14 protein-coding genes and 1 tRNA gene are annotated in these 13,503 nt (G+C 70.2%); 11 read left to right on the forward strand and 4 right to left on the reverse strand.

Annotation, left to right across the window (positions count from 1 at the left end; genetic code table 11):
* Positions 1-51 precede the first annotated feature (51 nt).
* The 4 genes from AC4BEG_RS21525 to rdgB all read left to right on the forward strand — a co-directional run bounded on the left by AC4BEG_RS21525 (position 52) and on the right by rdgB (position 2,299).
* Positions 52-285, forward strand: a complete 234-nt coding sequence (locus AC4BEG_RS21525; protein ID WP_490701378.1) for a PTS sugar transporter subunit IIB — start codon at positions 52-54, stop codon at positions 283-285.
* Between the two features lie 85 nt (positions 286-370).
* The gene (rph, locus tag AC4BEG_RS21530) at positions 371-1,102 is read left to right on the forward strand and encodes a ribonuclease PH (RefSeq protein ID WP_490701379.1); all 732 of its coding nucleotides are present in this window, start codon (positions 371-373) and stop codon (positions 1,100-1,102) included.
* Between the two features lie 142 nt (positions 1,103-1,244).
* Positions 1,245-1,640: a hypothetical protein gene (locus AC4BEG_RS21535; RefSeq protein ID WP_490701380.1), complete on the forward strand. Its 396-nt coding sequence runs from the start codon at positions 1,245-1,247 to the stop codon at positions 1,638-1,640.
* Between the two features lie 23 nt (positions 1,641-1,663).
* Positions 1,664-2,299: an RdgB/HAM1 family non-canonical purine NTP pyrophosphatase gene (rdgB, locus tag AC4BEG_RS21540; RefSeq protein ID WP_490701381.1), complete on the forward strand. Its 636-nt coding sequence runs from the start codon at positions 1,664-1,666 to the stop codon at positions 2,297-2,299.
* A gap of 47 nt (positions 2,300-2,346) precedes the next feature.
* Here rdgB and AC4BEG_RS21545 read toward each other — a convergent pair.
* Positions 2,347-2,430 (reverse strand) — tRNA-Leu (locus AC4BEG_RS21545).
* A gap of 92 nt (positions 2,431-2,522) precedes the next feature.
* Positions 2,523-2,990: a thioredoxin-dependent thiol peroxidase gene (gene bcp / locus AC4BEG_RS21550; protein WP_490701382.1), complete on the reverse strand. Its 468-nt coding sequence runs from the start codon at positions 2,988-2,990 to the stop codon at positions 2,523-2,525.
* 136 nt (positions 2,991-3,126) lie between these two features.
* On the opposite strand from bcp, the gene AC4BEG_RS21555 reads away from it, so the two are divergent.
* Positions 3,127-3,447, forward strand: coding sequence for a DUF3618 domain-containing protein (locus AC4BEG_RS21555; RefSeq protein ID WP_490701383.1), 321 nt, complete (start codon positions 3,127-3,129; stop codon positions 3,445-3,447).
* Between the two features lie 112 nt (positions 3,448-3,559).
* Positions 3,560-3,862: a GroES family chaperonin gene (locus tag AC4BEG_RS21560; protein ID WP_490707153.1), complete on the forward strand. Its 303-nt coding sequence runs from the start codon at positions 3,560-3,562 to the stop codon at positions 3,860-3,862.
* A 115-nt stretch (positions 3,863-3,977) separates the two neighbouring features.
* On the opposite strand, the gene AC4BEG_RS21565 is transcribed toward AC4BEG_RS21560, so the two are convergent.
* Positions 3,978-6,284: a transglycosylase domain-containing protein gene (locus AC4BEG_RS21565; RefSeq protein ID WP_490701384.1), complete on the reverse strand. Its 2,307-nt coding sequence runs from the start codon at positions 6,282-6,284 to the stop codon at positions 3,978-3,980.
* A 391-nt stretch (positions 6,285-6,675) separates the two neighbouring features.
* Between AC4BEG_RS21565 and AC4BEG_RS21570 the strand changes: the two genes are divergently transcribed.
* The 4 genes from AC4BEG_RS21570 (at position 6,676) to AC4BEG_RS21585 (ending at position 10,212) form a co-directional block, all read left to right on the forward strand.
* Positions 6,676-7,476 (forward strand): ABC transporter permease, encoded by an 801-nt coding sequence (locus tag AC4BEG_RS21570; RefSeq protein WP_490701385.1) that lies wholly within the window; start codon positions 6,676-6,678, stop codon positions 7,474-7,476.
* A gap of 70 nt (positions 7,477-7,546) precedes the next feature.
* Complete coding sequence (locus AC4BEG_RS21575) at positions 7,547-8,311, forward strand: ABC transporter permease (protein ID WP_490707154.1); 765 nt, start codon at positions 7,547-7,549, stop codon at positions 8,309-8,311.
* Between the two features lie 3 nt (positions 8,312-8,314).
* Entirely contained in the window at positions 8,315-9,379 is a 1,065-nt protein-coding gene (locus tag AC4BEG_RS21580; RefSeq protein WP_490701386.1) for an ABC transporter ATP-binding protein, read from the forward strand.
* Positions 9,380-9,411: 32 nt separating this feature from the next.
* Entirely contained in the window at positions 9,412-10,212 is an 801-nt protein-coding gene (locus AC4BEG_RS21585; RefSeq protein WP_490701387.1) for a DUF1707 SHOCT-like domain-containing protein, read from the forward strand.
* A gap of 326 nt (positions 10,213-10,538) precedes the next feature.
* Here AC4BEG_RS21585 and AC4BEG_RS21590 read toward each other — a convergent pair whose 3' ends face one another.
* Positions 10,539-11,846 carry an SGNH/GDSL hydrolase family protein gene (locus tag AC4BEG_RS21590; protein ID WP_490701388.1) on the reverse strand — a complete coding sequence of 436 codons (1,308 nt, stop codon included), beginning with the start codon at positions 11,844-11,846 and terminating at the stop codon, positions 10,539-10,541.
* Between the two features lie 275 nt (positions 11,847-12,121).
* Between AC4BEG_RS21590 and AC4BEG_RS21595 the strand changes: the two genes are divergently transcribed.
* On the forward strand, positions 12,122-13,444 hold the full coding sequence (locus tag AC4BEG_RS21595) for a DUF445 domain-containing protein (protein ID WP_490701389.1): 1,323 nt from the start codon (positions 12,122-12,124) through the stop codon (positions 13,442-13,444).
* Positions 13,445-13,503 lie beyond the last annotated feature (59 nt).

The raw sequence follows: 13,503 nt of genomic DNA on the forward strand, positions 1-13,503 counted from the left end.
CCGCTCGCCGGAATCCCGGAATCCCGAAGGGCCGAGACAACAGGAGTGGACATGGCCAGCAAGGCTGAGAAGATCGTCGCGGGGCTCGGCGGACTCGACAACATCATCGAGGTCGAGGGCTGCATCACGCGGCTGCGCACCGAGGTCAAGGACCCCTCCCTCGTCGACGAGGCCGTCCTGAAGGCGGCGGGCGCCCACGGCGTGGTGAAGATGGGCAGCGCGGTCCAGGTCGTCATCGGCACCGACGCCGACCCCGTCGCCGCCGACATCGAGGACATGATGTGACCACCCCCTGAGCCACGGCTCCCACGCGTCAGGGCCCAGGTCCGCCCCGGACCTGGGCCCGGCGCGTTCCCGATAGGCTCATCCCATGTCTCGTATCGACGGCCGCACCCCTGATCAGCTCCGTCCCGTCACCATCGAACGCGGATGGAGCAAGCACGCCGAGGGCTCCGTCCTCGTCTCCTTCGGCGACACCCGAGTGCTGTGCACCGCGAGCGTCACCGAAGGCGTGCCGCGCTGGCGCAAGGGCAGCGGCGAGGGCTGGGTCACCGCCGAGTACGCGATGCTGCCCCGGGCCACCAACACCCGCGGCGACCGGGAGTCGGTCCGCGGCAAGATCGGCGGCCGTACCCACGAGATCTCCCGTCTCATCGGCCGCTCGCTGCGCGCCGTCATCGACTACAAGGCGCTCGGCGAGAACACCATCGTGCTGGACTGCGATGTCCTCCAGGCCGACGGCGGCACCCGCACCGCCGCCATCACCGGCGCCTATGTGGCCCTCGCCGACGCCGTGGAGTGGGCCCGCGAAAAGAAGCTGATCAAGGCGTCCCGACAGCCGCTCACCGGCACCGTCGCCGCCGTGAGCGTCGGCATCATCGACGGCGTCCCGATGCTCGACCTCGCGTACGAGGAGGATGTGCGCGCCGAGACCGATATGAACGTCGTCTGCACCGGCGACGGCCGCTTCGTCGAGGTGCAGGGCACCGCCGAGGGCGAGCCCTTCGCCCGCGACGAGCTCAATGCCCTGCTGGACCTCGCCGTCGCTGGCTGCGACTCACTGGCCGGGATGCAGCGCGCGGCGCTGGGCGCCGAGAACTGAGTGACGCGGCGCCGGAGATTGAGTAATCGGCCAGGCAACTCCCCGGCCGCCTCCGGCGTGTAGTCATGTAACACATCGACCGTCCACGGTCCCGGGGCCGCGTCCGCGCGCCCCGGGACCGCTTCCCGGGAGGAACTGTCCCATGGCTCCGCGCCACCCCCGCCGCCGTACCACCGCCACCCTCGCCCTCGCCGCCGTCGCCCTCACGGTCCCCCTGGCCGTCGGATGCAGCGCCGTGGAGAAGGCGTTCGACTGCGCCCAGCTCGCCGTCGAGATATCCAACGACGTGGACAACCTCCAGGACGCCGTGAGCGGCGCCGCGGCCGACCCCACCCAGGCCGACAAGGTGCTCGACGCCCTCGACAAGGACATCGCCAAGCTGGACGACCGCACCGACAACGCGGACGTCAGCAAGGCCGTCGACAACCTCCAGACGGCCGTGGACAACGTCCAGAAGTCCGTCGACAACGGCAAGAACCCCGATCTGACCCCCGTCCGGGACGCGGCGGGCGAGCTGACGAAGGTCTGCACTCCTTGACCGTCCCTCGATAATCGAGAGCTATGCAGCAACGTTCAGAGGGACACCTCCCGCACCCCCGCCGTCTGATCCTCGCCTCCCGCAACGCCTACAAGATCACCGAACTGCGCTCGATCCTCGGCGAATCCGGGCTCGACGTCGAACTCGTGGGCGCCGACGCCTATCCGGAGGTCCCCGACGTCAAGGAGACCGGCGTGACCTTCGCGGAGAACGCCCTCCTCAAGGCTCACGCCCTGGCCGACGCCACCGGACACCCCGCCATCGCCGACGACTCCGGCCTGTGCGTGGACGTCCTCGGCGGCGCCCCCGGCATCTTCTCCGCCCGCTGGTCCGGCCGCCACGGCGACGACCGCGCCAACCTCGAGCTCCTGCTCGCCCAGATCGGCGATGTCCCCGACGACCACCGCGGCGCCCACTTCGAATGCGCCGCCGCCATCGCCCTCCCCGACGGCACCGAACGCGTCGTCTCCGGCCGTCTCACCGGAACACTCCGTCATGAGCCCACCGGCGGCGGCGGTTTCGGCTACGACCCCATCCTCCAGCCCCACGGCGACACCCGCACCTGCGCCGAACTCACCCCCGAGGAGAAGAACGCCATCAGCCACCGCGGCAAGGCTTTCCGCGCCATCGCCCCGGTGGTGCGCGAACTGCTGGGCTGAACCGCTGAGGGGCGCCTCACCGGGTTGGTGAGGCGCCCCTGGACATGTGCGGCCGGTGGGACTCGAACCCACACGGGATTTCTCCCACGGCGACCTAAACGCCGCGCGGCTGCCAGTTACGCCACGGCCGCAATCGCAGGCCATGCTACCGGGCCGACAGTGGTGAAAGTATCCGTGCACGTCTCCCGCACCATGTGGTGCGGGACTTGCCGGGAGGGCGGGGTCAGAGCCCCAGGTCCTTGATGATTTTGGCGACGTGGCCGGTGGCCTTGACGTTGTAGAGGGCACGCTCGACCTTGCCGTGTTCGTCGACGATCACGGTGGAGCGGATGACGCCGGTGACGACCTTGCCGTAGAGCTTCTTCTCGCCGTAGGCGCCGTAGGCCTCGAGGGTCTTCTTGGAGGGGTCGCCGAGGAGGGTGACCTTGAGATTCTCCTTCTCGCGGAACTTGGCCAGCTTCGCGGGCTCGTCGGGGGAGACGCCGATGACGTCGTAGCCGTGGCCGGAGAGGAAGGCGAGGTTGTCGGTGAAGTCGCACGCCTGCTTGGTGCAGCCCGGGGTGAGGGCGGCGGGGTAGAAGTAGACGATGACCTTGCGGCCGGCGTGGTCGGCGAGCGAGACCTCCTTGCCGTCCGCGTCGGGGAGGGTGAAGGCGGGGGCGGTGTCGCCGGGCTGAAGTCGCTCGCTCATGGTTCGGGTGCTCCTCGTGGCATCGGGTACAGACCGACATTAGCCAGCTTTGCGACCGGGGGTGCCATGGGGCGGCGAAGCGGACGAGCTGACAGACTGTCCATCACGAATCATCGAGACTGACGGAGGCAGCGCGGTGTCGGATGCCAGGACCCCTGCGCAGATCGAGGCGGATATCGCCCGCCGGCGGCAGGAGCTCGCCGTGACGCTCGACGAGATCGGCGTGCGGCTGCACCCGAAGACCATCGTCGGGGACGCGAAGGCGAAGGCGGCGTCGGCCGTGGACCGGACCGCCGGGCGGGCCTACGTCTCCGCGAACCGCATGGTCACCAGCGTGCGCGGCCAGCTGGTGAGTGAGGACGGGGCGCCCCGGATGGAGCGGATCGTGCCGGTCGCGCTGGTCGTGGTGGGACTGGTCGGGCTGCTCGCGATGTCCTCGCGCCGCCGCCGCGGCTGACCGCCCCGGCTCCGGTCCGCGCTCCGACCGCCCTGGGGCCTCGGTACGCCCTGCGGCCAGGTACGGTCATGACGTGAGTGCAAACACGACCCATGACAAGCTGCCCATCCGGATGCTGCACGACCGCGTGCTGGTCCGCACCGACATTCCGGAGGGCGAACGCCGGTCTACCGGCGGCATCGTCATCCCCGCGACCGCGGCGGTCGGCAGGCGGCTGGCCTGGGCCGAGGTGGTCGCGGTCGGGCAGAACGTACGGACTGTGGAGACGGGCGACCGGGTGCTCTACGACCCGGAGGACCGGGCCGAGGTCGAGGTGCGCGGGGTCGCCTATGTGCTGATGCGGGAGCGCGATCTGCACGCGGTGGCCGCCGAGCGGCTGGAGGGCGCCGAGGACTCCACCGGGCTGTATCTGTAACGCCATCTGTAGCGCCATCTGTCTGTAGCGCTGTCTGTAGCGCTGCCCGGAGACCTCTCGCAGCGACGGAGGGTGGTGACCGCGTCACCACCCTCCGTCATGTTTTCGGCGGTCCTCAGCCGACGCCGTCCAGAGCGCCGCCGGGATCCGGTACTTCGCCCCCGCCCTCGTCGCCCTCTCCGTCACCGGGGTCCGCCACCGATGGCTCCCCGGTCGGGAGCCCCGTGGGCGCCTCGAAGGTCGGGAGGTCGGTCGGCACGTCCGGAACGTCGGTGGGCAGGGTCGGGACCGAGGTGTCCGGCGGGGTGGGCACCGGGGGCGTGGTCACCACCGGCGGCAGGGTGGCCGGCGCCTCGGGGGTGGTCGGGACGTCTTCCGGGGTGTCGCTGCCGTCCTCCAGCCGCAGATCGAACTCGGTCGGCGGCTTCCCCTTCAACGCTTTCGCGGTGTACTCGGCCCAGATCTCCGCGGGGTAGTCGCCGCCGGCGACCCGCTCCAGCCCGGTCGCCCCGTACAGCGGCTTCTGCACACCCGTATTGGAGTCCTGGCCCATCACGGCCACGACGGTCGCCAGATCCGGGGTGTAGCCCGCGAACCAGGCCGCCTTGTCCTCCTCCGCGGTGCCGGTCTTGCCCGCGGCCGGGCGCTCGGCGGCCTGGGCGGCGGTGCCGGTGCCGCCGTCGACCACGCTCTGGAGCACCTGGGTGGTGGTGTCGGCGGCGACGCGCGGAATGGCCTGCCGGGTGTCCCGGGACGGGAGCCCGACCGGTTCACCGTCCTTGGTGATCTCCGAGACCAGCGAGTAGTGGCCGTGCTTGCCGTGGTTGGCCAGGGTCGCGTACGCCTCGGTCATGTCCAGCACGCTGGCGGTGGCCGGGCCCAGCGCGATGGAGGGGGAGGAGTGCAGATCGGGGGTCTTCTCGGGGACGCCGAGGTCGAGGGCGGTCTGCTTGACCTTGCCCGGACCGACGTCCTCGGCCATCTGCGCGTAGACCGAGTTCACCGAGTTGTCGGTGGCCGAGGTGACGTCGATGTCGCCGTAGTCGACGTTGTCCTCGTTTTCGGGGGAGTAGCCGGTCGGGCCGTCCCGGCCGATCACCTCGCGCTTGTTGTCACCGTTGTAGAGCGTGTCCGGCGTGATCGTCTGGCCGTCCTGGGTGGTGGACCCGTAGCGCACCGCCGAGGTGAACACAAACGGCTTGAAGGTGGAGCCCACCTGGTAGTCACGGCGGGTCGCGTTGTTGACGAACTGCTTCGTGTAGTCGATGCCGCCGTAGAGCGCGACCACCTTGCCGGTCTTCGGGTCGATCGAGGCGCCGCCCGCGCGGACGTAGGAGTCGACCTTCCGGTCCTTGCTGAGCTTGCTCATCAGCCGCTCGCGCACGGCCGCGGAGAAGGCGTGCTGCCGCTCGGGGTCGATCGTGGTGGTGATGCGGTAACCGCCGCGCGCCAGGGTCTGTTCGTCGATGATCCCGTTGCTGGTGATGTAGTCCTGAACGGCCTCGATCAGATAGCCGCGCTGCCCGGACAGACCGGACGGGGCGCGGGTCGCAGTGGGCGCGGGGAAGGTCATCTTCTGCCGCTCGGCCCGGCTCAGCCAGCCCTTCTTGACCATGCCGTCCAGGACGTAGTGCCAGCGGGCCACGGCCTGTCGCTTGTTCTGCGGGTGGGAGACGACGTCATAGGCGCTGGGAGCGTTGAGCAGGGTGGCCAGATACGCGCCCTCGGCGGTGTCCAACTGCCCGATGTCCTTGCCGTAGTACGCCTGGGCGGCGGCCTGGATGCCGTAGGCGTTGCGCCCGAAGTAGCTGGTGTTGAGATAGCCCTCGAGGATCTTGTCCTTGCTCACCTCGCGGTCCAGCTTTATCGAGATGAAGAACTCCTTCACCTTTCGGGTGACGGTCTGCTCCTGGTCCAGGTAGTAGTTCTTCACGTACTGCTGGGTGATGGTGGAGCCGGACTGCTTGCCCTTGCCGGTGGCGGTGTTCCACCCGGCCCGGACCATAGCCACGGGGTTGATCGCCGACTCGGAGTAGAAGCCCCGGTCCTCGGCGGCCAGCACGGCGTGCTGGGTGTTCCTGGGCACCTGGCTGAGCGGGACGCTCTCCCGGTTGACCTTGCCCTCGCGGGCCAGCGGGGTGCCGTCGGAGTAGGTGAACACATTGCTCTGGGCGAGGGCGGCCTTGTTGGCCGGGGGGATGTCGACGAGCAGATAGCCGGTGACGAGCCCGCCGGCGACCAGTAGAACGATCAGCAGGAAGCCGCCCAGCACCATCCGCCAGGTGGGGATCAGCCGACGCCATCCGGTGCGCTGGGGACGGTTCTTTCCGCCCTTGCCGGATCTGCCGCTGCTACTGCCTCTGCCACTCGGGGCGCCCGTGCGGGCTGCGCTGCCGACGATCAGCTGGGGCTCGTCGCTCATGTCTCCTGAGACTCCTCGGCCGCCGCCGAGGGTTGCGCCGCGGCGGAATCCTACCTGGTCGGGCGATTCGCGTTGTACGCCCCATAAAGAACTGTCGCATCATCCGTTCCGGCCCGCTTCCTTGGCACGCACCCGTGATGGGTCTGTGACCGGCTGAACGGATGGTTTCCCTCACACCTTTCGGTGAAAAATCCCTCGCCACTTGTCCGGCAGCCGGGCTAGGCTCCTGAACTTTGGTGCCGGTGGGGCCAGTCGGGGGGTGCCGGGCGGACCAGGCAGAAAAACGGGGGGAGCGTCTCAAGGGATCAACGGATCTCAAGGGATCTCAAGGGATCTCAAGGGATCTCAAGGGATCTCGAGGGGTCTCAAGGGAGGGAGGGGGAACGGGCGGATGCGGCTGTACGCGGCCGTCGCGGTGAGCGGCTTCAAGCGCTACTCGACCTACCGGATCGCCACCGTCGCCGGGGTGTTCACCAACACCGTCTTCGGCTTCATCATCGCGTACACCTACACCGCGCTGTGGGAAGAACGCCCGCATCTGGGCGGCTACGACCTCTCCCAGGCGCTCACCTTCGTCTGGCTGGGGCAGGCGCTGGTCGCGGCCACCGCGCTGATGGGCGGCGGCTTCCAGGACGAGCTCCAGGAGCGGATCCGCTCCGGTGACATCGCCGTGGACCTCTACCGCCCGGTCGACCTCCAGCTGTGGTGGCTGGCGGGGGATCTGGGGCGGGTGCTGTTCCAGCTGCTCGGGCGCGGTGTGGTGCCGATGCTCCTCGGCGCGCTGGCCTTCCGACTTGCCTTGCCCGTCTCGCCGTTGACCTGGCTGTGGTTCCTGGTGTCGGTGACGCTCGGGGTGTGCGTGGGGTTCGCGGTGCGCTATCTGGTGGCGCTCGCCGCCTTCTGGCTGCTCGACGGCGCGGGGCTGAGCATGCTGAGCGGACTGCTGTGCCTGTTCTTCTCCGGGATGATCCTGCCGCTGCATGTCTTCCCGGGGTGGCTCGGCGAAGTGGCCCGCGCGCTGCCCTGGTCGGCCATCCTCCAGGTGCCCGCCGATGTCTTCCTGGAGCGGCACCGGGGCACCGGGCTGCTGTGGGCCTTCGGCTTCCAGACGGCGTGGGCGGTAGTGCTGTTGGCGGCCGGGCGGCTGCTCCAGTCGGTCGCCACCCGGAAGGTGGTGGTCCAGGGTGGGTGAGCGTACGGCCGACCGGGCGGACGGCTCCGTACTGCTCCAGGGCTTACGCGCCTATGTGCTGATCGTGGGGATGTGGGTGCGCTCGACGATGGCGTACCGCACCTCGTTCCTCCTCATGACGCTGGGGAACTTCGCCGCGACCGGACTGGACTTCGTGGCCATCGCGCTGATGTTCTCGCACATCGGCAGCCTCGGCGGGTTCACCCTGCCGGAGGTGGCCCTGCTCTACGGCACCACCAGCACCGCCTTCGGCCTCGCCGACCTGTTGCTCGGCAATATGGAGCGGATCGGCCGCCGGGTGCGGGACGGCACGATGGACACCCTGCTGGTGCGGCCGGTGCCGATCCTGGCCCAGGTCGCCGCCGACCGGTTCGCGCTGCGCAGGCTCGGCCGGATCAGCCAGGGGGCGCTGCTGCTGGGCTGGGCGCTGGTCCGGCTGGACATCGACTGGACGGTCGACCGGGTGCTGCTGGTGCCGGTGATGCTGCTGAGCGGCGGTGCCATCTTCGGGGCGGTGTTTGTGCTCGGCGGCGCCTTCCAGTTCTGGGCCACGGACGCGAGCGAGGTGCAGAACTCGGTGACGTACGGCGGGAACACGCTGTTGCAGTATCCGCCGACGATCTTCGCCAAGGAGCTGCTGCGCGGCGTCACCTTCGTCATTCCGCTGGCCTTCGTCAACTGGCTGCCCGCGCTGCACATCCTGGGCCGCCCCGATCCACTGGGCCTGCCCGGCTGGATCGGGTTCTGCGCGCCGCTGGTCGCGGCCGGGTGCGGTGCGCTGGCCGGGCTGGCCTGGCGGGCGGGGCTGCGGGCGTATCAGAGCACGGGGAGCTGAGCGATGAACGGGACGGACGCTGTGGACGGTACGGGCGCTGTGGAGGGTACGGGCGGGACGGGCATTGTGGACGGTACGGGCGGCTCCGGTGACGTCCTGATCGAGCTGGACGGCGTCGAGAAGGTCTTCGAGGTACGGCGCCGCGCCGGGCTGCTGCGCCGTGAGCGGCGCCAGGTACGTGCCGTGGACGGCATCAGCTTCCGGGTGCGGCGCGGTGAGATGGTCGGCTACATCGGGCCCAACGGCGCCGGGAAGTCCACCACCATCAAGATGCTGACGGGGATTCTGCTGCCCAGCGGTGGGCGGCTGAGGGTCGCGGGGATCGATCCCTCGCGGCAGCGGACCCGGCTCGCCCGCCGGATCGGGGTGGTCTTCGGCCAGCGCACCACCCTGTGGTGGGATCTGCCGCTGCGTGACTCCTACGCCCTGGTGCGGCGGATGTACCGGATCCCGGACGCCCGGTACCGGGAGAACCTGGACCGCTGTGTGGAACTGCTGAACCTCGCCGCGCTGCTGGAGGTGCCGGTGCGTCAGCTCTCGCTCGGCCAGCGGATGCGCGGTGATATCGCGGCGGCGCTGCTGCACGATCCTGAGGTGCTGTACCTCGACGAGCCGACGATCGGGCTCGATGTGGTCAGCAAGGCGAAGGTACGGGAGTTCCTGCGCGATCTGAACGCCGAGCGCGGCACCACCGTGCTGCTGACCACGCATGACCTCACCGATATCGAACAGCTGTGCCGACGGGTGATGGTGATCGACCACGGTCGGCTGGTCCACGACGGCGGGCTCGACGCGCTGCACGCGGTGGGGGAGAGCGAACGCACGCTGGTGGTCGACCTGGAGCGGGAGATGCCACCCATCGAGATCCCCGGCGCCCGCACGGTACGGGTCGAAGGGCCTCGGCAGTGGCTGGCGTTCCCGGCGACCAGCAGCGCGGCGCCCGTGGTCGCGGCGGTGGCCGACGGCTATCCGCTGGTGGATCTGTCCCTGCGAGAGCCGGACATCGAGGACGTCATCGCGCGCATGCTGATCCCCGGCCGTGCGGCGGCCGATGCCACGGACACCTAACCGGGGTGGGCGGCCGCCATTACGCTGTGCGTATGACAAGCGCTGGTTCTTCCCAGGGGGCGAGCCCCGACATCCCGGGCGAACCCCAGATGCGGGCCTCCGACGCCGAGCGCGAGCGCATCGCCGAGGTGCTCAGGGAAGCCGTCGCCGAGGGCCGTCTCGACATGGAGGAGTTCGAGGAGCGGCTGGACGCGGCCTACAAGGCGCGCACCCACGCCCAGCTGGAGCCGCTGGTCCGCGACCTGCCGGTGCCCGGCACCACTCCCGGCACCACTCCCGGCACCACCCACGGCGCGCTGTCCCCGCCCGAGGGCCGTGCGGACTGGGACGGGCGGATCGGGGGCACGCCCACCTCCCGCATGGCCGTCGCGATCATGGGTGGCTTCCAGCGCAAGGGCAACTGGACCGCACCGCGCAGCTTCACCGCCTTCACGTTGATGGGCGGCGGGGAGATCGATCTGCGCGAGGCCCGTTTCGAAGACCGCGAGACGGTGATCCGCTGCTTCGCCCTCATGGGCGGGGTACAGGTCATCGTCCCGCCGGACGTCGAGACGCATGTGGGCGGCATCGGCATCATGGGCGGCTTCGACCAGAGCGGGGAGGCCGACGGCGACCCCGGTGCGCCCCGGGTGACCGTGACCGGGCTGGCGATCTTCGGCGGGGTCAGCGTGGAGCGCAAGCTCCGTAAGGCGGAGTCGCGGCGCCTGAAGGCCGAGCACCGCCGGCTCAAGGCCGAGCGCAAGGAACTGGCGCGGGCCGAGCGGCGGGAGCGCAAGGAGGGGCGGCGGGTGTCCTTCGAGAAGGACCGGCCGCGGCGGGAGGACGGGGACTGAGGGCCCGGCGGGGCAGGGTACGCCGCGTTTCGCCGGACCACCTCCCGGGGCCCGGGGCCCGGCGAATGAGCCGAGCACGGTGGATCGTTGACAGGGGCTGAGGCGCTCCGGCGGGGCAGGGTACGCCCGCGTCCCGGCAGACCGCTTCCCGAGGCCCGGCGAGTGAGCCGAAGGGGCGCGACCCTGTCGTAAGGGAGAGCGCGCGGAGGCCCTGAGGCTGCAATCGATATGCGGCTACCGCCGCGCGGAAGGGTCGAGCACGGTCGACTGTCGGCAGGGGCTTTGGCGCCCCGGAGGCGAACCGAGCCCCGAAGAAGGGGGGCGCCTTACAGCTCCGCTGCCGCCGTGCCCTTCAGGTGGTCCAGGTTCAGTGACCGCGCCATCGCCCGGTAGCCCATGTCGCTCGGGTGCAGATGGTCGCCCGAGTCGTAGGCGGGCCGCAGCCGCAGCGGGCTGATCGGGTCGCGCAGCGCCTTGTCGAAGTCCACGACCTCGTCGAAGACCTTGCCGGAGCGGATCTGGGCGTTGATCTGCTCCCGTACGGCGTCCAGCCGCGGGGTGTACCCGCGGTGGCCGTAGAACGGCGTCAGGGTGGCGCCGACGACCCGCAGACCCCGGGCGTGGGCCTGCTCGGTCATCCGCTTCAGCCCGGCCACGATCTTGTTCGGGTCGGTCTGATGGGGGATACGGAGTATGTCGTTGATGCCCAGCTCGATGACCACGGCCTTCACGCCGGTGCGGGAGAGTACGTCGCGGTTGAACCGGGAAAGTCCGCTGGGGTTGTTGGGCGGGTACTGGGTGCCGTCGCTCAGTACGCGGTTGCCGCTGATCCCCTGGTTGAGCACGCCCAGCCGGGGCGCTCCGGGCTCGGTGCGCAGCCGCTGGGCGAGGAAGTCGGTCCACCGGCGGTTTGCCCCGGCGGTGGAGGTGATGCCGTCGGTGATGGAGTCACCGATCACGGCGACCGAGCCCTGCGCCTCCTTGGACCACACGTCCACGCCGGTCAGATAGCGCCAGTACGGGCTCTGCTCGGTGTACGCCGCGCCCGCGGTGTCTTCCGTGCGGTCGCCGGGCGCCATGTAGGAGGTCTGGCGGGCGTGCGGGTGGTAGGTGACCGAGCCGGACGTCTGCGGGGCGTAGGTGGTGACCAGCAGATCCGCGGCGTCCGGGATGGTGAGCCGGACCGGGTCGCTGGTGGCCGCCTTGCCGGGCGGAATGGTCACCCAGGGGTGGTTGCCGAAGGTGAGGCGGCGCATCGTACCGGCCGCGGCGGTGGGGTTGCTGGGGGCGGCCGCCAGCGCCAGCGAGGCATGCGTGATCGTCAGCGGGCGGGCGCTGTAGAAGTTGGAGAGCTGGATCCGGGCGCTGGAGCCGCCGACGCTGCTGCGCACCACATTCCGTATCGACATGCCGGACAGCCCGCGGAGCGTGGACCTCGGCTCGGCGGCGGCCGCCGAGGTGGACCAGGTGCCGACCCAGGAACCGGACGAGGCCGGGTCGGCGGAACCGCGGGTCCGGGCATCGGTGTCCATGTCGCCCTTGTCACCACTGAGCCCGACGAATATCGCCGTCGAGACGAGGATCACCACGGCCGCCAGCGCAGCGAGCACGGTATAGCCCGTGCGTCTGGGCATAGAGGGCACGCTCATGGGCGGGTTGTCTCCTCGGGCGGCGGAGCCCGGGGCTCCGATACGTGGACGGGAACTGCGAGTGTGTCAGCAGCGCCGAAAGGGTCCGGTCGGTCCCCCCATGATCCCACGGCGGGCTAGGGGTCCGCCCGTCGGCCTCTCCCCAGTGTGCGGGGTCGCTACCCCGGACAGACGACGGGAACTCGCCGTTCGTTCCACAAGTGGGGGACCGAAACAGGAAAGAGACAATGCATGAGGGGCAGCGCGACCGGGTGGAGCGAATGAACCGGACAACAGCGGGTGATACGGCGCACAGACCGCCCGGCGGCGGTCCGGGCGGCCTCATCGCGGACACCCCGCTCGACCAGGAGCGTCGGCGTGGTGTGCGGCGGATGAAGACGCTCGCCACCGGTCTGCTGCTCGCCGTCGCGCTGGTGTACATCCTCGCCAAGTGGGCAGCGTCCTCCGGGGTCGGCGGCTGGACGGGATATGTCGCCGCGGCCGCCGAGGCGGGCATGGTCGGTGCGCTGGCCGACTGGTTCGCGGTCACCGCGCTGTTCCGGCGGCCGATGGGGCTGCCCATCCCGCACACCGCCATCATTCCCACCAAGAAGGACCAGTTCGGGAGCGCCCTGGGCGAGTTCGTCGGGGAGAACTTCCTCTCCGGCGATGTCGTCCGGATGCGGCTGCGCTCGGTCGGCATCGCCGAACGCCTCGGCACCTGGCTGGCCGAACCCCCGCACGCCGACCGGGTGACGGATGAGCTGGCCACCGCGCTGCGCGGTGCGCTCACGGTGCTGCGCGACTCCGATGTGCAGGCGGTGGTGGGCGAGGCCATCACCCGTCGGGCCGACGCCCAGGAGATCGCGCCGGGCCTCGGCAAGCTGCTGGCGCACATCGTCGCGGACGGCGGTCACCACCGTGCCGTGGACCTGGTGTGTCTGCGTGCCCACGACTGGCTGGTCGAGCACAACGAATCGGTGATGGACGCGGTGACCGGCGGCGCCCCCGGCTGGACGCCGCGGTTCGTGGACCGCAAGGTGGGCGAGCGGGTCTACCGGGAACTGCTGCGCTTTGTGAGTGAGATGCGTGACATGCCGGCCCATCCGGCGCGCGGCGCCGTGGACCGTTTCCTCACCGACTTCGCCGAGGACCTCCAGACGCACACCGACACCCGGGCGCGGGTCGAGCGGCTGAAGAGGGAGGTGCTGGGCCGCGCCGAGGTGCAGGATCTGATCGCCTCGACCTGGGCCTCGGTCCGTTCGATGATCGTCGCGGCGGCCGAGGACGACCGCAGTGAGCTGCGGCGCAGGGCGCGGACGGCCATTCTGTCGCTGGGCACACGGATGATGACGGACCCACGGCTGCGCGGCAAGGTCGACGGCTGGCTGGAAGACGCCGCCGTCTATGTGGTGACGACCTATCGGGACGAGATCACCTCGCTGATCACCGAGACGGTGGCGGGGTGGGACGCCGAGCACACCTCACGGAAGATCGAGGCCCATATCGGGCGGGATCTCCAGTTCATCCGGATCAACGGCACCGTGGTGGGCGCGCTCGCCGGGCTGGTCATCTACACGGTCTCGCGCACGCTGGGCGGTTGACCTCGGCCGCGTCTCTGGCAGGTGTGAGCGGCAGGGCCTATGGTGCCCCTCCCCGGAGG

It is taken from the genome of Streptomyces sp. JLBJ103 (genome assembly GCF_058215575.1).